Source organism: Enterococcus gallinarum, from assembly GCF_021496385.1.
Lineage (GTDB): Bacteria > Bacillota > Bacilli > Lactobacillales > Enterococcaceae > Enterococcus_D > Enterococcus_D gallinarum.
In genome coordinates, this window is sequence record NZ_CP050816.1 from 2054989 (window position 1) to 2077366 (window position 22378).

The following is a 22378-nucleotide window of genomic DNA, read 5'->3' on the forward strand; positions in this document are numbered from 1 at the left end:
TTAAGGTTATTTTAGCTTTTTTTAGGAGAGGAGAATGATGTAATGTTGAATCGTGCGATCGGATTTTATGAGGGAATGCCTTTAGATAACAGCAATGTTTTTCAAACGAAAGACTTGGACATGCCTTCAATAGGAGCAAATGATCTATTGATAAAAGTTGAAGCCGTATCGGTCAATCCCATTGATGCGAAGCGTCGCCAAACGACGACAAAATCTGGTCATTTCGTGATCCAAGGATATGATGCTTGCGGAATCATTGAAAAAGTTGGCGATCAGGTCACAGAATTTCAAGTGGGCGACCCGGTGATGTACAGTGGAACAACACAGCGAGACGGGGCGAACCAGAAATATCAAGCGGTGGATGCACGCTTAGTAGCGAAAGTCTCTTTAGAAAATTTAGCGGAATGGGCAGCATTGCCTTTAACAAGTATCACTGCCTGGGAACTTCTATTTGAGAAATTTGGGTTGATTCCTAAAGAAAAAGCCAATCAAGGAAAACTATTGATCATCAATGCAAGTGGTGGAGTGGGATCGATTGCCGCCCAGCTGGCACATTGGTCCGGGCTTGAAGTATATGGCACTGCCAGCCCCACAAATCATGAATGGCTAGATAAAAATGGGGTAGCGCACCCACTCGATTACCATTACCCGCTACAAGATCAGGTTGAAACCACCTTTGACTATATTGCTGTCTTTTATGACATTTCCGATTACATCGATCAATTTGCTCAATTGATCCGCCCATTTGGTAAAATCGGAATGATCGTTAATACGCGCGGTCCATTAGATCTTAACCCATTTAAAAATATCGGAGTGGACTTTTACTGGGAATATATGTTTGCAAAAACCGATTATCAAGTGGATTTGGCTAGTCAAGGAGCGATCTTAAAAAAAATTGTTGATCTAGTCAATGAACAAAAAATCCATTCTACGATCACCACCTGTTTTGAAACAGGCCTGACGATCGAAAATTTGATTGAAGCAACCGCATTAGTAGAAAAAGGCAGTCCAGGGAAGGTAGTCATCTCCGGAGGATTCCATGAGTGAGGAACAAGAATTTTGGGATGATTTTGCGGCAGAATATGCAGAGATCCAGCAAGAATCACAATTAACGATTGCTGAGGATCTAGCAACATTTTTAAAGACAAACGGAATTTTGCCAATAAGCTCTTTTGTTGATTTAGCTGCGGGAAGTGGCCGCTATATTCCAGCGATTTTACCTGATACAAAGCGTTATCTGGCCATTGATTTTTCAGTGGAAATGTTGAAAGCAGCTAGACGTTATGTAAAAGATCCTCAACAAAAAGTAGACTTTCGACTGCAAACACAAGCAGAGTTTCTTGCTGATAAGACCACCTATCCCTTGATATTTACTGCAATGAATCCAGCGTTGACCGAGAAAGATCAGCTGATTTCTCTGGTAGAAAAAAGTCGTCGCTTATTGATTTTGCGGATCGTTCGGACCAAAGAAAATATCTTTCAACCACTGGAACAGAACGATCCCAAAGATGAAAAGCTACTTTCTGTCTATAAGAAATGGCTTCTGGAAGAACAAATCCGTTTTTCTACTCATCTTTTTTCTTATGCTTATGAAGAAATCATTGATCGGGAATTTTTTTACCGCTATTTTCAACAGGATATTCCACAGTCAGAATTGCTGCAGCTAAGCCGTTCCCTTTTTGGAGAAAAGAAAAAAGCAATTAGTAAGACGGAGATCGATTATGAGCTCCTAATCGTTTGAAGGCAAGCAGTTGTCCTGTATATTCAGGGACAGCTGCTTGCCTACTAGTGCCTATTAGCCTATCCCTAAATAGAGATAGCCGATTGAACCGATTATGAATAAGTAAAGAATATTCACCATATAGAACTTGTGATGGAATCTTTTTTGTTCTTGAGGGAGAGCTTGCTTGATCAATTTGTAACCAATCAAATTCGCTAACGAAGCAATCAATGTGCCCAAGCCACCCACATTTACCCCCAACAAAACAGCTTTCTTGTAGGTTGTAAAAGGAGCAATCAGAATCGCTGCTGGGACATTGGAAATCACCTGAGAAAGGGTGATGCTGCCTAAAAAGGCTTGTTGTTCTTTTTGGAAGAAGGGTTGGATCATTTCAATCAACTTGTCTTGTTCGTTGATATTTCCGATAATCACAAAGAAACAAGCGAATGTGACTAAGAGACGGTAATCCACTGAACGAAAGAGCTCTTTTTGAAAAAAATAGACCACGAATGCTACGATCGATGCCGAGAGGACGAAAGGAACGACATGAAAGATTCCCAAAATCATCAGTGCCATTAAACCAAGATAAAGTACCGTGTATTTTTTCTCAAAAAGATGCGTGGTTTTTTTGATGATGAGAGGGGATGCTGGCAATAATTGAATGGATCCTACTAACAGAGTTAATGATAGGACAACCATCATACCTGTCGTTTGCAAAAAAGTAGTCAAAGGTAAATTATAAAAAGAAAACAAGAAGAGATTTTGCGGATTCCCAAAGGGAAATAAACTGCTGCCTAAATTAGCGGCTACAATCAGGTAAACTGCGCCGAGAAGAACGCTTTTTTGTTCCTGAATGCCTTTGGTGATCAGAAGATACATAGGTAGTAAAGTCAGGATCGCCACATCGTTCGTTAGTACCATCGAGCTGAAAAAACTTAATAAAACAATCGTTCGAATCAGTGCTCGGAGAGAATGACTCTTAGAGAGCAAACGTTGACCAATGAAATTCAACAAACCCGCTTTTTCAAGCCCATTAATAGTCAGCATGAGACCAAACAAGGTCAAAATCACTTGAAAATCAATAAAGTGGACATCAAAACGTCCAAATGAGCTCGCAACAAGCGCCAAAAAGAAAGAAATCGTAAATAATAAATCGCTTTGGAAAAAGAAGAATATTTTTTTTAACATGCGTGCTCCTTTCTTTCAAATTTTACCATGGACTCTTTTAGAGAAGCAAAGAAATATTCTCGGTTTTGACATATACTGTGAAATCCTATCGCTCAATATGGTTGACAAACGAAGCGTTTATTGGGAAATTAGAACTAGACTGAAAAAGGAGCAGAATCGATGAATTTGATGCAACTATTAGAAAAAAATCAGCAAGTCCATTTTCAGATACTGACCATCTTCTTTCAGCATGGTTCAGAAATTTCCTATAAAACTCTTGCAAATAAGTTATCCATTTCTTCACCGACGCTCCAAAAGGAGATTCAGCATTTGAGTGACAATCTTTCTGTTTTCCATGCAGAGGCATTGTTAGAAACAAAAGAGAATGATCGTTTGCATTTAACATTACCGCTTGATTTTTCTATTCAGCATTTTTTTTATGCGTATTTATCAGAAGCGGTGGATTTTCAAATTATTGAATATCTCTTTTTCCATCGCGAAGGATCGACAACGAAACTCATGTTGGATTTGACGCTTAGCGAGGCCTCGCTTTTTCGTCATTTCAAATCGATCAATCACTTGTTGGAGGAATTTAGTCTTCAATTGAAAAATAAGAAACTGATCGGCGATGAGTGCCAAATCCGCTTTTTCTTTTATTCGTTTTTTTCGCAGAGTTATCCGTTAGCAAAAATCAATGAAACCTTTAAGAGTCCAGCTATTCGAAACTTGATTCGGGTGATTGAACAGCAACTTGGCTTATCAATTGATCCACGGAATAATTGGAAATTGGTCTTATGGTTTGGTTTGATGGAAGCCCGTTTCGATTTTAGGAGTTCTCAGCAACATGAGTCATCGAAAGGCCTCTTAAAACAAGTAGAAAATGATCCTACTTTTCAAGTGCTACGAAATATTTTAGGACGTTATCTCAGCCGTTTTGCCATTTCGTGGAGTGACTACGAAGCTGTTTACCTCTATTTGTTTTTGATGATGGAAGGATTAGTAGTCATGGATCACCAGCAGGACACTGATTCGGAATTTATGCTTGATTTAGCCGCTGAGAGTCAAGTATTGATGAAAACTTTTGCGGATGAATCTCTTGATATACAGGTTCATTATCCAGAAATCAGTCGTTTTTTAGCAATCATCGTTCTTAGAGCACGCTACTTGAAGGGTGCATTGACTTCATTTGCCGATTTTCCTCCGCATTTTTTGCGGGGAACCATCACGGAAGTAGCGAATCAAGCAGTTGAAACATTGGCACAAGCCACTGGGCCTTTTTCTGAGGAGAAACAGAGAAAGCTCATCCATGATTTGTCGTTTGTTATTGAATGGTTGCAAGAGAAACAACAAAAAGAGCTGAAAATCGGTGTTCTGCTGTCTCAAAATCAATTGCGTACGGATGTTTTGCGGCGGTTTTTGGCCAAACAGCTTTCTGGGTATCCTTACATGCAGGTGGAAACTGCACAAGCAACCGATTATGATCTGCTGATTGTGGATCAACCGCAGATTGCCGAAAACTATCACTACAAAAAGCTCCTGGTCTTGACAGGTGTGATCGATCGTTTTGAAGAGCAACGGCTGCATCAAGTGATTGATGAAATTCGAAGGGAAAATCTTGAAAGTGAGTTGGAGAAGTTATGAGGATTGTCATTATTGGAGGCTCTCATGCTGGTATAGCAGCAGCCCGCCATTTAAAACAGATGGATGATAAAATTGAAGTGATCATCATTGAAAAATCCAATGTATTGGGCTATATCGCTAGCAGTTTGAACTTAGTATTAGAGGGATATATTGAGCGTCTAGAAGATTCCCGCACTGCTACTGCCAGTGAATTACTGTCAGAAGGGATCAATGTGATGCTCAATAGCCGCGTCGTAAAGATTGCAGCGGCAGAAAAAAACGTTTCTTTTGAAACATCAACGGCTAGTTGTGTCGAAAAAGACACGATCTCATATGATTATTTGATTTTAGCTATGGGGTCTAGTAATTTTCGGAATGCTTTTACGGAAGAAGTCAAAGAGCACATTACCACATACAAAACGATTGCCCAGTCTCGAGCAGCTCTAAGCAAAGTACAGGAAGCCAAGAAAGTGGCCATTGTGGGTGCCGGTCTGATAGGTTTTGAATTAGCGGAATCACTAAGTGGACAGGATAAAGAGGTCTTCTTGATTGATCGGATGGATACTTTGCTTTTCCGCTACTTCGACCAAGAGATTTCTCAGATTTTGATCGAACGTTTTCCAGAAAATTTACAAATCTATCTGAACAGCAGCGTGGTCGCAGCAAAACAAACTACGAACGGAGAGCTGGCGGGAATTGAACTTGCCAATGGGACTTTTTTGCCAGCGGATATCGTTGTCTATGCAGTCAATCCAAGACCGAATGTTGACCTGGTCGCTGACTTTCTGAAGTTGAACCCAGATGGGACGATCGACACCAATGAATTCTTGCAAACTTCCGATCCAAGCATTTATGCTGTCGGCGACTTAGTCTCGATCCCATTCAATCATTCAGACAGTTCACTCTATGTACCGCTGGTGACCAATGCGTATAGAACCGGTATCGTCGCGGCAACAAATATTTTGTCTGCAAAAAAAATCCCTTTTCCCAAAATGCAGCGCACAGTGGTCAGCAAGCTCTTTGGATATTTTGTGAGCAGCTCTGGAATCAATGAAACGGAAGCACCTTATTATGGCTTTGACGTCGATTCTGTCACACGTACGTTCCATGCACGTACGTTTTTCGAAGTAGAAAATAATTTTGAAGTGACATTGAAACTGGTATTTGACAAGGAAACACGAGTAATCATGGGAGGGCAGATCATTACAAGCGATCGCGGCAGTTTGGAGATCATCAATACGGTCTCTACGTTGATCACATCTTACATGACTCTTGATCAATTGGCTACGATGGATTACTTTTTCAATCCAACGATATCTTTTCCGCTGCACTTTTTGAATCAATTGGCCATCGAAGGTCTCTTGAAATCTCATGTGAATTAAATGTGTTATATATTAAAAGTTTTTTTATTCGATAAACCTACGTTAAGAGTAGGTTTATCTTTTTTTTTGCAAAAAGCCTTGTCATTAAAAGCGGAATCGCTTAAACTAACTAGAGAGAATGAGAATCGTTCTCATTAGAAAGGGTTAGTATATGAGAAAAATGAGTCTGGCCATTTTGCTTCTCTTGTTGATCACTGGGTCTTTATTTGTGGGCGCACATGACATGTCTCTAGCTGGTTTAATGGCAGGAGAAGAGAGTCATTGGATGATATTGCTGAAAGTACGCGTTCCTCGTACGATTAGTCTCTTGCTTGCAGGGGCTGTCATGAGCTTATGTGGAAAAATCATTCAGCATCTGATGCAAAATAAATTTGTTGCAGCAGACGTGATCGGTTTGACTGACAGTGCCCGCCTAGGGATCTTGATCGTCATGTTATGGCTGCCCAATGCATCTGGACTCCTGCGAACAACCGCTGCTTTCTTATTTTCTTATGCGGGGGTTTTGCTATTTTTATGGCTAAGTCGCTTGATCCCTAAGAAAGATCCGATGGTTTTGCCTTTAACGGGTGTGATGTTCGGGAATGTGATTGGCGCAGTCAGTTCCTTTCTTGCGTACCGCTTTCAACTTGTGCAAAATGTTTCTTCCTGGTTACAGGGGAACTTTGCTACCGTGATCGAGGGCAATTATGAATTGATTTATCTGACACTACCAGTTTTTGCTCTTTTGTATTTCCTTGCTTATGAAATAACGATTGCCGGGTTAGGAGAGACAGCTGCAAAAAATCTTGGCATCAACTACCACGTTTTACGCTTGCTCGTATTTGCACTGGTTGCTTTTGCCAGTAGTGTGGTCTTGCTTTTAGTAGGCAGTGTACCATTCCTTGGTGTGATCATCCCTAATATCGTTGCTTTATTTGCAGGAGACCATGTTCGAAACAACCTTTTTCTGATCAGTTTTTCCGGCAGTGCCTTTTTGCTCTTGTGTGATTTGCTAGCAAGGATTTTAATAGCCCCATATGAATTGCCGGTCAGCGTTGTAGCAGGAACGATTGGCGGTATTAGCTTTCTAGTCTTAATGATGAGGAGAAAAATGGTATGAGAATTATCCGGCGTTATATGTTCTTGTTCATACTCATCGGGATAGCTGTTGGCGCATACCTTACCTACAATACATATGGCAATTGGTCCTTCGCACTGCAATTACGGGGAAAGCGAATAGTGGCCTTTGGCTTAGTAGCAATAGCTGTCTCGTTTAGCACGATCACTTTACAAACACTGACACAAAATCGGTATCTGACTCCCGGTATCTTAGGATTGGATCAATTATATGTGCTGATCCAGACGATACTATTTTTCTTCTTAGGAGGAATCCGCATGTTGAGTCAGGAAACACCTTTCGTTTTTTTGTTTTCGATTTTAGCTACCGGGACATTAAGCAGTGTCATCATTCAGACCTTTTATAAAAAAGCCAATAATCAATTGTTTCTATTACTGATGGCGGGAATGATCAGCGGTACTATGTTCACTAGTATCAGTTCATTTCTTCAAGTCATCATGGATCCCAATGAATATGATTTGTTGCAAGGGCGTCTATTTGCAAGTTTTAGCAATGTCAATAGTCAGCATTTATTACTGGCTGCTGGAATTATTTTAATTGGGCTGATTGGATTATCGCTATTGATTCCAGAATTGAATGTTATGGTCTTGGGTGTTCGAAATGCAAAAAGTTTAGGCCTATCGGTTTCAATGATCCAGAAGAGTTGTCTTTTCTTGCTGTCTTTATTATCGGGGACTGCTACTGCTTTAGTAGGACCATCCGTCTTTTTAGGATTTGTCGTGGCAACGATTGCCTATCAGTTATTTCCAACATATAAACATGGCACATTGTTTGTTGGATCAGCACTTTTAGGGTTTTTATTACTAGTCGGCGGCCAATTTTTTGTTGAGCAAGTCTTTCAATGGAACACAACGATCAATACAGTGATTCAATTTTTAGGCGGAATCTTCTTTTTAGGAAAACTAGTCAAAGAAAGGAAAGGACAATGATTGAAACAAAAGGAATCGAAAAGAGTTATCAAGACAAGCGCGTGTTGACTGATTTGTCCTTGCAGTTGCCGGACAATCAATTGATTGCCTTTATTGGTCCAAATGGTGCCGGAAAAAGTACATTGCTTTCGATTATCAGCCGCATGTTGGAGCAGACTACTGGAGAAGTTTATTTCAAAGAAAAGGAGATTCGACAATGGCGTTCGAAAGAATTAGCTAAGAATCTCGCTTTTTTGCAACAGAGTAACGGTTTTACGGTTGATATGACCGTAGAAGAACTGGTGTCTTTTGGTCGGTTTCCCTATAATCGGGGACGATCAACGCCAGAAGATGAACAAATCATTTCAGAATCATTAGCACTTTTATCTTTAGAATCATTTCGGCAACGCTCGATCCATGCATTATCTGGTGGGCAGCTTCAACGGGTCTATTTGGCGATGATTCTTTCCCAAGATACCGAGTATATCCTTTTGGATGAACCGCTGAATAATTTGGATTTGAAACATGCCAATCAGTTGATGCACTTATTGGAGAAATTAGTCAAAGATCATGGGAAAACCGTATTGATCGTATTGCATGACATCAACTTTGCTGCCAGATATGCAGACCATATCGTAGCGATGAAAGAAGGAAGTCTGTTCAAAACAGGCACAGTTGCAGAAGTGATCCAAGAGCCTGTTTTAAAAGAACTTTATGACTTAGAAGTTAAGATAGTCGAAGTGGATGGACAGCGCTTTTGTTATTATTTTAATTAAGAGACCATAGGAGGAGTATATGAAAAAAATAGTATTTAGTTTGGCTGTATTGGTAATGATCACGGGGTTAGCAGGATGCGGCTCGCAAGAAAAAGGAGAGTCAACAAGTGCCTCAACGGCTGCAGCGGCGCCTGCCGAAATCGAAGTGACAGATAGTAATGGGAAAGTGACTGTGCCATTTTCACCAAAAAAAGTCGTTGTTTTCGATAACAGTGCACTTGATACAATGGATGCTTTAGGCGTAGGAGATCGTGTTGTAGGAGCTGCTACGAGCAATATGCCTGACTATTTAAAGAGTTATGCTGCGGTTGATTCTGCAGGTGGTATCAAAGAACCTGACTTAGAAAAAATCAATCAGATCCAACCTGATTTGATCATTATCTCTGGCCGCCAAAGAGACTTTCAAAAAGATCTGGAAGCAATTGCACCAACGATTTTTCTAAGTGTAGACAACGAAAACACTTGGTCATCGATCGATAACAACATTCAAACTATTGCCCAAATCTTCGGAAAAGAAGAGGAAGCCAAGAAACAGTTGACTGCTCTGCAAACAAGAATCGCGAATCTTTCTGAAACTGCAGAAGCCAGCAAGGAAAAAGCATTAGTTGTCATGATGAATGAAGGTAGTCTTTCTGCCTTTGGTTTGGGATCAAGATACAGCATTGTTTATGATACATTTGGGTTTACGCCAGTCGATGATACATTAGAAGCATCGACTCATGGGCAGAATATTTCTTATGAATATTTACTGGAAAAAAATCCCGATATTATTTTTGTTATTGATCGTACAAAAGCAATCGGTGGGGATACAAGCCAGAGTACGTTGACTGAAAATGAATTGGTTCAGCAAACAACTGCTGGAAAAAACGGGAAAGTGATCGAATTAAATCCGCAAGTTTGGTATTTAGCAGGATCTGGGATCGAATCATTGGACATTATGTTGTCTGATGTTGAACCGGCTGCTGCAAAAGATTAAAGGCTTGTTATCGGATAAGGATGGCTTAAATGAGAAACAGTTGCGAATGTTGGATGTTCGCAACTGTTTTTGTATTGAAAACAATTTATTCAATTTAAACCAAATTTAGTTTTTTTCAGGTATGCTAGGTTCAAAGGGAAGGAGCGGATTCCGAAATGCACAAATATTTGCTGGCGGCTGCCTTAGGTTTAGTACTGTTAATAGGGGGATTATTTCTTCGGGTAAACCTGATCCCGATCGCAGACTTTGAGCTATTGACTTTGGCAGAAAAAATTACATTACAAACAGAGGTGGGGCTCGCGCCAAAGTGGGGGGCAGTCTTAATGGGCAGCGGATTAGCTATTTTGTTGCTGGTTTTCATTTCCTATTATTGGCCCTCCAAACCGGGGCACAAAAACTATTTGTTCGGTGCGGGTTTACTTGCGCTTTGGATAATCTGCGTAAAGATGATTTTTTTCCCGCCTCAAAAGGAATGGGTCGAAGGGACGGTCATGAAAGTCTATGAGGATGGGTATGCATGTTTTCAGACGAAGAAAAACGCGGAATCACGTTATTCATCAGATTTTGGTCTGTATTATTTCGAAAGCAGCGACAGTTGGCAGCTTCGAGAAGGACAGCAGATCAAAGTTTTAACAGAAGGTGGGAGTTTCATAAAATTTGATGAAGTGTTTTTACCGGTAATTGATGTTCAACCGTTAGCGGGTGTTTCTCGGTCTCAAGACTGATTTAAAAAAAGAATCACAGATTTACTTTACCTGTCGTAGTAATTGATTTATAATTATTACGACAGGTAAAGTAATTTTAAGGAGGGGATCGAGTGATATCCAGCGATGGAATTCGGGGATACAATGATGCAATCATCTTATCGATTCTTTCCAAAGATGATTCCTATGGATACGACATTTCAAAACAGATACGTGAAAAAACAGATTCGCTCTATATCATTAAGGAAACAACATTGTATTCTGCATTCACACGTTTGGAAAAACAGGGATTGATCCGCTCGTATCCTGGAGAAGTGACTCATGGAAAGAAACGCACCTATTATCAAATCAGTGAGGCAGGAAGAGAATTTTTAGAAGTAAAAAAACAAGAGTGGCAGCAAACAAAAATTGTTGTTGAGCGCTTTTTACAAGGAGGAGCAAAATGAAAACCATCCGGGATTATTTAGATAGTTTGTTTTTGAATGTACCCACCACGCCAGAAACAAAGAAAGCCAAAGAGGATTTGGCTGCGATCATGGAAGACCATTACCATGAATTGATTGAACAAGGAAAAAGCGAGCATGAAGCAATCGGGGCTGTGATCAGTGAATTTGGATCAATTGATGAGTTGCTTCAAGAACTGCAAGTAGCGCAGTCAGAAGATACTGCAGAAGAAGCCTGGTTAGATGCTATTACAATCGATGAAGCCTTTGATTTTTGGGGGAAGATTCGCCGTTTTGCCTTCTCACTTTCTTTAGGTATTGCGTTATGTATCGCTTCTCTTGGAATATTTCTCTTTTTTGCCAATGAAATCAATAGTGGCTTAGGACTATTAGTCATGTTCATGTTTGTTGCATTGGGCGTGGGCTTTATTATTACCTCCGGCTTGAACTATTCTGCATCAAAACGAAAATTAAACGATCGTCCATTTGATCAAGAAGTAAAACAAGAGGCGCGGAAGCAATTGGAAGATTATGAAAAGAGTTTTCGATTTGGTCTGGTGCTAGGAATTTCTGCATGTATTCTGTCGGTGACGCCCTTTTTCTTGATGGAAGCTATTCTTTACATTCCCAGTGGTTTAGCTTTAGGACTGTTTTTTGCGGCAGTTGCATTAGGAGTATTCTTTATCGTCTATGTCAGTATCATCCGCACAGGATTTGCCAAAATGGCCGATGGCGTTTACTTTATTTCTAATGAAGATGAACCGGGACCACGGGCAGCGCAACACATTTATGGAGAATCCGCAGGAAAAGTTCGTTTTTTTAATACGGTCTATTGGCCAGTGATCGTGGTAGTTTACTTCCTCTGGTCATTTTCAACAGGAAGCTGGGCCTATTCATGGGTGATCTTCATCTTGGGTGGGGTTTTTCAAGATTTCTTTTTGCCTCATCAGAAAAATAAGCGCTAAGGAATTTCTTGAAATAGTTTTTGATAAACATCTGAAAGATCCGAGGTTCTGCTAGGGCAGAAGAGGAGTCCTTCAGGTGTTTTTCTTATCGGTTTGGACAAATAAAAACTTTTCACTTTGATGAACTTGACAAAGTGAAAAGTGACTTAAAGCTATTGAGAAAATATCCTTGTAAATGAGAATGAGTGACCTTTGGTATATAATTGTTAGAAAAGTGAATCTATTTATTTTCCCAGAAATCATTTTAAAATGAAAGTGAAACGCTCATTTATGAGGAGAAATTCATTTTGTTTAAAAAAATGCAAAGAGACTATTGCAATTCCACTGGCTTTAGACTAATAATTAAGAGAGATTATTCTCAAATAATAATTCTAATTGGAGGAATCGCTATGTCATTAATTGGAAAAGAAATTGAGTCATTTGAAGCACAAGCTTATCACAACGGAAAATTTATCGACGTTTCATCTGAAGATTTCAAAGGAAAATGGAATGTGGTTTGCTTTTACCCAGCAGATTTTTCATTTGTATGTCCAACGGAATTAGAAGATCTACAAGGTCAATATGCAGCATTGAAAGAACTAGGAACTGAAGTTTATTCTGTTTCGACAGATACTCACTATACCCACAAAGCATGGCATGATCACTCTGATGCAATCAGCAAGATCGAATACATTATGGTTGCTGACCCTTCTCACACGATCTCTCGTATTTTTGATGTACTGGATGAAGAAAGTGGCCTTTCGCAACGAGGTACTTTTATTATCGATCCTGATGGCGTTGTTCAAACGGTTGAAATCAATGCGGATGGAATTGGACGCGATGCTAGTGGATTGATCGACAAAATTCGTGCTGCCCAATACGTGCGGACACATCCAGGTGAAGTTTGCCCAGCTAAATGGAAAGAAGGAGAAGACACCTTAACACCAAGTCTTGATCTAGTTGGAAAAATATAGGAGGTTGACATGGCTTTAGATAATGGAATTAAAGAACAACTGAAACAGTATCTGGCAATGCTGGAATCTGAAATTGTTTTCGCAGCTAGTCTTGGTACTGATGACGCCTCACAAAAAGTTCGTGATTTCTTAGAAGAAATCGCAGAAATGTCCGAACGTATTACGATCGAAGAAGTAACTGCAGATCGGACACCCAGCTTTACAATTATGCAACCAGGTATCGACAGTGGCATTGCTTTTGCAGGTCTTCCACTCGGGCATGAATTTACTTCATTTATTTTAGCTTTATTGCAAGTTAGTGGCCGGGCGCCAAAGGTCGAACAAGCGATTCAAGACCGTATCAAACAAATCTCTCAGCCTTTGCATTTTGAGACATATGTTAGTCTGACGTGCCATAATTGTCCGGATGTCGTACAGGCGTTGAATATCATGGCTGTCTTGAATCCGAATATCAGTCATACGATGATCGAAGGTGGTATGTTCAAAGCGGAAGTAGATGCCAAAAAAATTATGGCCGTACCAACCGTCTTTTTGAACGGGGAAGAATTCGCTAGCGGTCGTCAGACGATCGAACAATTACTTGAACAAGCTGCTGGTCCGACTAGCAAAGACTCGTTTGCAGATAAAGATCTGTTTGACGTGTTGGTCGTAGGGGGCGGTCCAGCGGGTGCAAGTGCTGCTGTCTACGCTGCCCGTAAAGGGATCAATACAGGCATGGTGGTGGAAACTTTCGGTGGTCAAGTGATGGAAACATTAGGAATCGAAAACATGATCGGTACACCTTACACAGAAGGACCAAAATTAATGCGTCAAGTGGAAGAACATGTCAATGAGTATAATGTAGATGTCATGAAAGGACAACGTGCCAAAGATATCCGCAAAAATGAATTCGTGGAAGTGGAATTAGAGAATGGTGCTGTTTTGAAAACAAAGACAGCGATCCTTGCCACTGGTGCACGGTGGCGGAACATTAACGTTCCGGGAGAGCAAGAGTTTAAAAATAAAGGGGTCGCTTATTGCCCTCACTGCGATGGTCCGTTGTTTGCTGGTAAAGAAGTGGCAGTTATTGGTGGCGGTAATTCTGGTATTGAAGCAGCGATTGATTTGGCAGGTATGGCAAAACATGTCTATGTATTGGAGTTCTTGCCGGAATTAAAAGCAGACCTTGTTTTACAAAAACGACTAGCAACATTGGAAAACGTGACGGTCATCACCAATGCTGCTACCAAGGAAATTGCGGGTTCCGATCATGTGGAGCAGCTGACTTATGTGGATCGGCAGACAAATCGTGAAGCCACTTTAGCTGTGGAAGGCGTCTTTATTTTGATTGGCTTGATGCCGAATACAGAATGGCTGAAAGATCGAGTGGCTTTGAATGAACGCAATGAAATCATTGTCGACAAACATGGAACTACAGATCTTGCTGGAGTTTTTGCTGCCGGTGATTGTACAGACAGTGCCTACAAGCAAATTATTATTTCGATGGGTTCAGGAGCAACAGCAGCGTTAGGCGCATTTGATTATTTGATTCGCCAATAATCAAATGCGGACTGATCCTTTAAATAGGTACAAGGAATGACTGCAACGCCGTTTACCAATTTGATTCATTTTTGATCCATGATCATTGCAGCTGATGGCTGAACTTCAGTCAAATAGTTGCCAGTTGATTGGGTCTCGATGGATCGATGGCAAATGGCTGTTGCAGTTTTTTTGTCCTGAAAATAACGAGAAATCTCTAACTAAAAAAGGCAGCGATTCAATGAGCTGTGAGAAAACAGGGGAATTAGTCAATTGCTTAAAGATGTTTAAGAATAATTAAAGAAAAACACAAAATTGCGGAATTCAGTTGTCATCATGAGGAACAAAAGGTAACATTCAGGATGAATAAAAATAACGGATAACCTTGTTAGGTGAGGCTCCTATACAAACATAAGCTATTGCGCAGAAACGTCGAAAGACGCCAATGTGTAAAACAGGAATTGTCGGATTAAGGCTCTTCATAAAATAGCTAAGAAGAAATAAATACTACTAATTTGCTTCTTCTTTACGTTGTATAGTGCCAAAACTCGGACGATGAGATTGCTTGCGAAGTCGAACGTCTTGAGAGAAGTTTGGCTTTTTTTCTTTTCTTGAGTATGTTTCAAAACGTAAATGGATAAAATAAATAACGTCTGAAATCACCTGCTCCAAGGGAAGGAGTGGACGATATGAGTAAAAAGAGAAAGATCGATTGGTTACTTATCACAGCTTATTTGCTGTTGAGTATCATCGGTCTTTTAATGATTTATAGTGCAAGTTCTTACCGGTTGATGACTGCTGGGGGTGCACCGGCCGCGTTGTTCCAGCGACAGCTGATTTTTCTGCTGTTGAGTTGGGGAATGATTCTTTTGATTCAAAAAACCCGCGTCGAAATTTTGTTAAGCAAAAAGTTAGCGGTGGGACTATTGGCCTTTGGCATTGTCATGTTACTGTTGGCCTACCTGCCATTTTTCGGGGTATCAGTTAACGGTGCTCAGCGCTGGATTTCGATTTTTGGCATTCAGTTTCAACCTTCAGAAATAACAAATGTCGGTATGATTCTTTATTTGGCAAACTATTTTAAGGTCAAACGATCTTTCAATGAATTAAAAAAGCCGCTCTTTCTCTTATTTCTATGTTGTGGGCTGGTTCTAATGCAGCCTAAAGTTGCAGGAGTAATGATTTTACTATTTTTGGCTTTTGTTATGATCACGACTGTTCAAGTGCCAGTCAAAGTCACATTCCTGCTATTTACTGCACTGATTTCCAGTTTATTTCTTTTAGGAGGTGCGGTCCTCTTTTTAGGACAACACGGCTGGTTACCACAATTCTTCATGCATGTATACAACCGGATCCAACTTGTTGGAGATCCATTTTCTGACCCATATGGTCAAGGTTTCCAAATGATTCATTCCTATTATGCATTATTCAATGGCGGATTAAGCGGGTTGGGTTTAGGCAATAGCATCACGAAAAAAGGGTTCTTACCCGTTGCGGAGACAGACTTCATTTTTTCGGTATTGGTAGAGGAGCTTGGCCTTTTGGTAGGGATTTTTGTAATTGGATTATTATTTCTAATTGTGTTGCGCCTGTTTATTCGTTCGGCAACAGCTATTGATTCACAAATAGGCTTGATTCTATTAGGAACTGCCACATTGTTGTTATTGCAAACAAGTATCAACATCGCAAGTATCTTAGGGTTAATGCCTATGACAGGGGTTCCTTTACCATTTATTAGTTATGGTGGCTCCAGTTACTTTATTCTTTCGTTTGCTTTTGGTATTTGCCTCAAATTGGAAAGAGGGAGGGAAGCAAATGAAGTACTTCAAACGACATGAAGTGAATTATGCACTGATTCTACCGGTTTTCTTACTTTTTTTATTGAGTATTGCGGTTCAATATGGTGCCAGTGTGCTGGATGGCATTGATCCGGGACCGGTTGTTGTGCGGCAACTCTTTTTTTGCATCATTGCCGCAATCGCATTGTTTGCGGGCAGTTTACTTTCGACGACTTTTTTATTGCGGTTCTCTGGCATCTTTTATGTTCTTTCTCTAGGATTGATGACATTATTGTACTGGTTTTATGATCCCGTCATGTTTGAGTTGACCCATACAAAACGTTGGATCCGGATCGGCAGTTTCACATTGCAGCCTTCTGAGATTATGAAATTGGCTTTTGTATTGTTTATGGTGTATCTCACACTCTTATATGAAAAAAGACAGATTCAGCGAACAATCAAATCTGACTGTTTCTACATTCTAAAAATAGTGCTTTATAGTTTGCCGACTTTTCTATTGATGTATATGCAACGGGACTTTGGTACTAGTTTGGTTTTCATCGTAATGCTCGGCGCACTATTTGTTATTTCCGGTGTCCATTGGAAACTGTTGACAGCAATTTTTACGGTATTGGCTGTGGTTGGCGGACTGTTATTGCTATTAGTCTTTACTGATTGGGGGAATACGATGTTGTTTCGATTGCATTTTAAACCCTATCAATTGGATCGAGTCAAAGCTTGGGCAGATCCTTTTGCTTATCAAGACTCGATTGCTTACCAACAAGTACAAAGTATGTGGGCAATTGGTTCAGGTGGTCTCCTCGGGGCAAGTGACACGCACATTCCTGTCTACGTTCCTGTGCGTGAATCCGATATGATCTTTACAGTCATCGGAGAATCATTTGGATTTTTAGGCAGTTCATTAGTAATTTTTCTCTATTTTTATTTGATTTATCAGATCATTTTTGCAGCATTGCGGACAAATAATAAAGCCTCGGTCTATCTATCGATCACGTTTGTTTTTGGTTTGGTTTTTCAAATTTTTGAAAATATCGGGGCGGCGATTGGATTACTGCCTTTGACGGGTATTCCACTACCATTTCTGAGTCAAGGTGGGACCTCGCTGATTGCAGTTGGTCTCTCTTTAGGCATTATTTTTGGGCTGGAGAAGGCGTATGCCCCGAAAAAAACTTTCCCAATAAATTAAAGGAGTTTACTAAAATGTTCAATCGAACTCGTCGGATGACGGTCAGTCTTAGCTTTATTGCATTGTTTTTTTTATTGACGATCCTAGTCTTGCATCAGCCACACTGGTTTCAAAGGATAGACCGACTCTTTTGGAATTTGCCTCAGATGCGCACTGCTTTAGGAGACCAAATCATGTTGGCCATCGCTTCGACTGCTACGATCCTACCAATAACTGGTTTATTTCTGCTTTTGGGCATCTATTTATGGAAAAAGCAGCAACGAGTTTGGGCAATCTGGGGAATAGGAAATCTGATTGTAGTGAGTGGTATCGGTCAAGTGATGAAATGGCTGATTCAGCGGCCACGCCCAGTCCTAGAAGCTGGGATGGTTCGCGATTCACACAGCTTTCCCAGTGGCCATACCCTGTTAGCTGTTACACTGGTGACTACCTGTTTGCTTTTCACTCGATTTTTGTTTAAGAAAAAAGGTCTGTTGGCTATCCTCGGCGGCTCTTTCATTCTTTTAGTAATATTTTCCCGCTTTTATTTAGGCGTTCATTACCCAAGCGATACCCTCGCAAGTATCTGTTTAGCAAGTGGGATCACATTGATGACTTATGAATGGACTGAAAGGATTCTTACGAGTAAAAGTAACAATTTATCCGATAAATTCAAGCAAAGGAGAAGACCATGACGAATGGAAAGAAAGTTTGGCTGACGCTTTTGGTTAGTTTAACACTGCTTGTGACCGTTGGAACAGTCTATGCGCTGCGCATCGTTCTTCGTGCAGAACAAACGGTTCAAACCATGCACGCACCGATTAAAGGGCGAGAAGCAACAGTAATTGAAGAGGTAGAACCCCTAAGTCTGCTCCTTTTGGGTATCGCAAATGATTCAAAGCGAAAAACAGACTATCGTGCGAACACGATCATGATCGTGACATTGAATCCAAAAAATAAGCGGACATCCATTACAAGTATTCCTCGTGATGCTTATGTAGAGATTGTTGGTAAAGGTTTCAAAGATAAAATCAATCATGCCCACTCATTTGGGGGCGCCGAAATGATGATCGCTTCGATCGAACAATTTTTACAGATCCCAATTCATCATTATTTCTCGATCAATATGGATGGCATGGCAGATCTTGTAGATGCGATTGGCGGAATCACAGTTTACAACGATTTTGAGTTTACGGCTGAGAAAATTCATTACCCAGAGGGGGAGCTTCAATTAGATGGTTGGGCAGCACTTCAGTATACTCGGATGCGTAAAGATGATCCAGAAGGGGATTATGGCCGGCAGAGACGACAACGACAAGTGACTGAGCTCCTCGCTAAAGAATTGCTGTCTCTGTCAAGTTTGTTCCAGTACCAAGAGCTCATGTCGATCGTTGGAGAAAACGGCCAAACGGATCTCACTTTTCAGCAGATCTCACGATTAATAACGAGTTACCAGACTGCCCTAACAACAGTTGATCTCTATCAAATACAGGGGACAGGCTTTACGGGAGATGGCTTGCAAGGAGAAGCAGGGATTTCTTACCAAGCAATCTCTGATGAGGAACGACAGCTAGCGATCCAGCGATTACATTCTGAATTGGATATGCAAACACATAATGAACCGGCAGAATAGATGATGTTGACAATTCGATCATAGATATACTAAAATAAAGAAAATCGTTCAAAAAAAGAAAGAGGTCTCTTGATGAGTGTCTTAGGTATCTAACCAGCAAATTTAAACAAATAAACAATACTAAGTTTATTTGTTGTGCCTGCAGATACCGATCAAAATCGTTATTGATAAAAACAGGTGATGGGGAACTGTCACCTTTTTTGTACACTTTTTTTGAACGTGGAGGAGAGACGTTTCACGGGCACAAGAAAGGACCTCATATGAATATCCCACAAGAAACTGAATTTGACACAATTAAAACAACTGTTAGTCAACGAATCCTTAGTGATTATGGCAAGCAACGATTTGCCGAACAACAACCGGCCTCTTCTATTCATTCCGCTAGAAAAAGACTAGCGGAGACACAAGAAGCAATGGCCCTCTTAGGCTCTGGGCAACAAGTGCCATTCATGGGCCTGTCTGATATTTTGCATCATACGACAAAAATCGAAAAAGGCTTGATTTTAGAGCCGAGAGAATTAATCGATTATGGAGACTTTTTACGGTCTTTTCGATTGATCCGTCAGATGTTTGAAAAAAACCAGTGGCAGACACCGCGGCTTACTGGCTATGCGCAAGGATTAACGGATTTTTCAGACACCGCACAAACAATTTTTGACAAAATCCGAAATGGCCGGATTGACACCGATGCAAGTCGTGAACTTAGGAAAATCCGGGGACAAATAGCCAAGCATGAAGCAGAATTGAAAAAAGTCTTTTCAAAGTTTTTGCAAGATCCACGACTATTACAAGATGCACGAATCATTCAAAAAAATGACCGCTACACACTACCTGTGCGCTCCGAATTTCAACATCAGATCAAAGGGCAGATTATTGAACGCTCCAATAAACGGGCAACAGTTTTCATTGAACCAGAAGCAGCGATTCGCTTGAATGATCGCTTGATAATGGCCAAAGCAGAGGAGACTGCCGAGGAGTATCAAATTTTAGCTGGATTGACTGGACTGCTTGCAGAAAACTTAACAGAGATTTTTACCTGTCTGGATGTATTGGTTGAATTGGACATCATCTTTGCTCGAGCAAAATACTGTCGTGAAATTCATGGTGTTCCGCTAGAAATCAATGAAGCAGAAGTAATCGACTTACAGGAAGTTCGACACCCATTGTTAGGAGCAGCAGCAGTTCCTCTGTCATTACAACTTGGTTACGATGCTCGCTGTCTGGTGATCACAGGTCCCAATGCCGGTGGGAAGACAGTGGTGTTAAAAACTGTGGCACTGGTTTGTGTGATGGCGCACTATGGTCTCTTTCCTTCACATGCTGGGGGAAGTCAGGTTCCATTTTTGAAAAATCTGTGGATGGATATTGGGGATCAACAAAGTTTAGCGAACGCATTAAGTACCTTTTCGGGACATATGAACAACATTGCCCAAATCGTCAAGCATGCTTCACGGCAAAGCATTGTATTGCTGGATGAGATCGGCAGCGGAACAGAGCCAAATGAAGGAGCTGCTTTAGCGATTGCGATCATGGAAGCCATCTATCATTCAGGTGCGCTTTTGATCGCTACTACCCACTATGGGGAAATCAAACAGTTTGCTATTGATCATCAAGATTTCCATACGGCTGCAATGGCTTTTGATCCAGAAACATTGACACCTAAATATCGGCTGCTTTCTGATGCTGTGGGTACCAGTAATGCCTTTTGGATCGCAGAAAAGATGTCAGTCTCTAAAGAAATCGTTGCTAAAGCACAACGATACTTAGAAACGAAACAGTATCCAACGGAAAAAGCAGTATTTAAAGGCATCCAGAAAGAACGACAGCAAGTATCCGTGGCTACTTTAAAAAAAGGCGATCGCATCTCTTACACAGAGACAAATCAAACGGGCTTGTTTTATGCTTATTTAGAAAGCAATCAAGCACAGATTTTGCTGGATGAATCATTGGTTATCGTTCCCACTAGAAGAGTCAAGCTTCTGATGTCTAGAGAAGAATTATATCCAGCAGGGTATAACCTGGAGAGTCTGTTCCATTCATTTGCAGAACGGAAATTTAACCGAGATATCGACCGTGGATCGAAGAAAGCGCAAAAGAAATTAAGAAAACAAGCGAAGGAAAGGCAAGCATTTGCGAAAGGCGACGGCGCGCAAACGTAATTGATCGCAGGAAATAAGCTAGCGAAGATAACTTTCAGTAAAAATCAAGCTATTTTGCAACAATACACAAGTGTTTCCAATAATGGTAGAAATAGCGCTAGAATTGCAATAAATATATAGGATGCTCACAGCAAAGGTCCGAAAGAGGGGAAAGAGATGATAGAAACAACGCGTTTAATTTTAAGACATTGGCAGAATTCTGATGCCAAAGAGTTGTTTGAGTTGGCAAAAGATCCTGCTATCGGCCCAAGAGCCGGCTGGTCGCCGCATCAATCTGTGGCAGAAAGCGAAACAATTATTACGGATGTTTTTAACACGAATGAAACGACTTATGCTATTTGTCTGAAAGATGGCACGCCGATTGGCAGTATTGGTATTATGCCAATCAGCAAAGAATTTATGCTCCCGCCTGCAGTTGAAGTAGGCTACTGGATCGGGAAAGCTTACTGGGGACAAGGCTATACAGTGGAGGCGTTGACTGCAATCCTTGCTGATCAGTTTGCCAGGGAACCGAAGCTAACGGTTTGGGCAGGCTATTATGATGGTAATGAACAATCTTGGCGCGTCCAACAGAAATGCGGTTTTGTCTATCAGTTAACTCAAACAGTCGAGGTTCCTCTGTTAAATGAACAAAGAAAAGAACACTTTACTAGCCTCTCGTATAACCAATGGCTAGCTGTCTCAGAGAACAGCCAAGGAACAGCAATTCAAAAGAAAGAAAACAATTCATCAACGATTCACTATAGCAAACACCTTCCAGAGGACCCACAACAAGTCCTTTCGTTGTATCAAGATGCTGGCTGGTCCTTGTATATTCGCGAACCAGAAGTCTTGTGGGCAGCACTTCAGCAATCCCACGTGATCACTGCTTGGCAGAAAGAGCGCTTAGTTGGTTTGGTGCGAGGAATAACGGATCAGCAAACGATTTTGTATATCCAAGATTTACTCGTATTGAAAGAATTCCAGCGGCAGGGAATCGGGCAAACGTTACTAAAAAAAATAGTAGGAGACTACCCGAAAATTCGTCAAAAAATTTTATTAACTGACGATACGAAAAAAACGCGGGCTTTCTACGAAGCTTGCGGGTTCCAAACAGTGGAGAAAAGTCATGCGGTCGCCTTTTTATATGCCGCTAACAAAGTTAGTGAAGGTCTATCTTCCTAACAAATAATAGGAAAAGAAGTAGGAAAGTAAACAGGGAAGTAAGTAGGGAAGTAAGTAGGGAAGTAAGTAGGGAAGTAAGTAGGTAAATAAGTAAGAAAAGAAGTAGGAAAAACTAGTGGCATAAGTCTTAACCAAGAAGACACACTCGATCACTAAAGAAGCCGTCCTCTGGATGTCGTCTTATAATGGCTGATCTTGACTGTTGTGAT

General features: G+C 40.8%; 20 protein-coding genes, 1 pseudogene and 1 riboswitch. Of the genes and pseudogenes, 20 read left to right on the forward strand and 1 reads right to left on the reverse strand.

The genetic code is table 11. The annotated features are described in order from the left end of the window. Nucleotides 1-42: 42 nt before the first annotated feature. Both HED61_RS10210 and HED61_RS10215 read left to right on the forward strand, forming a co-directional pair. A complete protein-coding gene (locus HED61_RS10210) occupies nt 43-1047 on the forward strand; it encodes a zinc-binding alcohol dehydrogenase family protein (protein ID WP_003126746.1) in 1005 nt (334 codons plus the stop codon). Further along, entirely contained in the window at nt 1040-1741 is a 702-nt protein-coding gene (locus HED61_RS10215) for a class I SAM-dependent methyltransferase (protein WP_219645306.1), read from the forward strand. Before HED61_RS10210 ends, HED61_RS10215 begins: the two co-directional genes overlap by 8 nt. 54 nt (nt 1742-1795) lie before the next feature. On the opposite strand, the gene HED61_RS10220 is transcribed toward HED61_RS10215, so the two are convergent. Then, complete coding sequence (locus HED61_RS10220) at nt 1796-2908, reverse strand: SLC13 family permease (RefSeq protein ID WP_219645307.1); 1113 nt, start codon at nt 2906-2908, stop codon at nt 1796-1798. A 159-nt stretch (nt 2909-3067) separates the two neighbouring features. Between HED61_RS10220 and HED61_RS10225 the strand changes: the two genes are divergently transcribed. From HED61_RS10225 to HED61_RS10310, 18 genes and pseudogenes are all read left to right on the forward strand, one after another. After that, nucleotides 3068-4528 (forward strand): helix-turn-helix domain-containing protein, encoded by a 1461-nt coding sequence (locus tag HED61_RS10225; protein ID WP_171917493.1) that lies wholly within the window; start codon nt 3068-3070, stop codon nt 4526-4528. Then, complete coding sequence (locus HED61_RS10230) at nt 4525-5889, forward strand: FAD-dependent oxidoreductase (protein WP_003126742.1); 1365 nt, start codon at nt 4525-4527, stop codon at nt 5887-5889. The genes HED61_RS10225 and HED61_RS10230 overlap by 4 nt, the downstream gene beginning before the upstream one ends. Nucleotides 5890-6040: 151 nt before the next feature. Beyond that, nucleotides 6041-6988, forward strand: coding sequence for an ABC transporter permease (locus HED61_RS10235; protein ID WP_103301089.1), 948 nt, complete (start codon nt 6041-6043; stop codon nt 6986-6988). Beyond that, nucleotides 6985-7935 (forward strand): iron chelate uptake ABC transporter family permease subunit, encoded by a 951-nt coding sequence (locus HED61_RS10240; RefSeq protein WP_003126739.1) that lies wholly within the window; start codon nt 6985-6987, stop codon nt 7933-7935. The genes HED61_RS10235 and HED61_RS10240 overlap by 4 nt, the downstream gene beginning before the upstream one ends. Further along, nucleotides 7932-8690, forward strand: coding sequence for an iron ABC transporter ATP-binding protein (locus tag HED61_RS10245; RefSeq protein WP_219645308.1), 759 nt, complete (start codon nt 7932-7934; stop codon nt 8688-8690). Before HED61_RS10240 ends, HED61_RS10245 begins: the two co-directional genes overlap by 4 nt. A gap of 19 nt (nt 8691-8709) precedes the next feature. Then, nucleotides 8710-9666, forward strand: coding sequence for a siderophore ABC transporter substrate-binding protein (locus HED61_RS10250; RefSeq protein WP_156234012.1), 957 nt, complete (start codon nt 8710-8712; stop codon nt 9664-9666). Between the two features lie 155 nt (nt 9667-9821). After that, nucleotides 9822-10391 (forward strand): hypothetical protein, encoded by a 570-nt coding sequence (locus tag HED61_RS10255; protein ID WP_219645309.1) that lies wholly within the window; start codon nt 9822-9824, stop codon nt 10389-10391. 92 nt (nt 10392-10483) lie between these two features. Next, nucleotides 10484-10816 carry a PadR family transcriptional regulator gene (locus HED61_RS10260; RefSeq protein ID WP_003126735.1) on the forward strand — a complete coding sequence of 111 codons (333 nt, stop codon included), beginning with the start codon at nt 10484-10486 and terminating at the stop codon, nt 10814-10816. Continuing rightward, nucleotides 10813-11778 carry a permease prefix domain 1-containing protein gene (locus HED61_RS10265; RefSeq protein WP_103301093.1) on the forward strand — a complete coding sequence of 322 codons (966 nt, stop codon included), beginning with the start codon at nt 10813-10815 and terminating at the stop codon, nt 11776-11778. Before HED61_RS10260 ends, HED61_RS10265 begins: the two co-directional genes overlap by 4 nt. A 389-nt stretch (nt 11779-12167) precedes the next feature. Continuing rightward, on the forward strand, nt 12168-12731 hold the full coding sequence (gene ahpC, locus HED61_RS10270; protein WP_003126733.1) for an alkyl hydroperoxide reductase subunit C: 564 nt from the start codon (nt 12168-12170) through the stop codon (nt 12729-12731). 9 nt (nt 12732-12740) lie between these two features. Then, the gene (gene ahpF, locus HED61_RS10275; protein ID WP_021149608.1) at nt 12741-14270 is read left to right on the forward strand and encodes an alkyl hydroperoxide reductase subunit F; all 1530 of its coding nucleotides are present in this window, start codon (nt 12741-12743) and stop codon (nt 14268-14270) included. Between the two features lie 356 nt (nt 14271-14626). Then, nucleotides 14627-14816, forward strand: a riboswitch (M-box (ykoK) riboswitch). Between the two features lie 122 nt (nt 14817-14938). Further along, nucleotides 14939-16087, forward strand: coding sequence for an FtsW/RodA/SpoVE family cell cycle protein (locus HED61_RS10280; RefSeq protein WP_103301095.1), 1149 nt, complete (start codon nt 14939-14941; stop codon nt 16085-16087). Further along, nucleotides 16065-17234 (forward strand): FtsW/RodA/SpoVE family cell cycle protein, encoded by a 1170-nt coding sequence (locus HED61_RS10285; RefSeq protein ID WP_208774491.1) that lies wholly within the window; start codon nt 16065-16067, stop codon nt 17232-17234. Before HED61_RS10280 ends, HED61_RS10285 begins: the two co-directional genes overlap by 23 nt. 14 nt (nt 17235-17248) lie before the next feature. Next, on the forward strand, nt 17249-17908 hold the full coding sequence (locus HED61_RS10290; RefSeq protein WP_103301097.1) for a phosphatase PAP2 family protein: 660 nt from the start codon (nt 17249-17251) through the stop codon (nt 17906-17908). Next, on the forward strand, nt 17905-18846 hold the full coding sequence (locus tag HED61_RS10295; RefSeq protein ID WP_096710966.1) for an LCP family glycopolymer transferase: 942 nt from the start codon (nt 17905-17907) through the stop codon (nt 18844-18846). Before HED61_RS10290 ends, HED61_RS10295 begins: the two co-directional genes overlap by 4 nt. Nucleotides 18847-19106: 260 nt before the next feature. Beyond that, complete coding sequence (locus HED61_RS10300; protein WP_208774488.1) at nt 19107-21005, forward strand: endonuclease MutS2; 1899 nt, start codon at nt 19107-19109, stop codon at nt 21003-21005. Between the two features lie 156 nt (nt 21006-21161). Further along, nucleotides 21162-21581, forward strand: a pseudogene (locus HED61_RS10305) (GNAT family N-acetyltransferase); the annotation flags it as partial. 159 nt (nt 21582-21740) lie between these two features. After that, complete coding sequence (locus tag HED61_RS10310; protein WP_234981433.1) at nt 21741-22169, forward strand: GNAT family N-acetyltransferase; 429 nt, start codon at nt 21741-21743, stop codon at nt 22167-22169. Nucleotides 22170-22378: the final 209 nt, after the last annotated feature.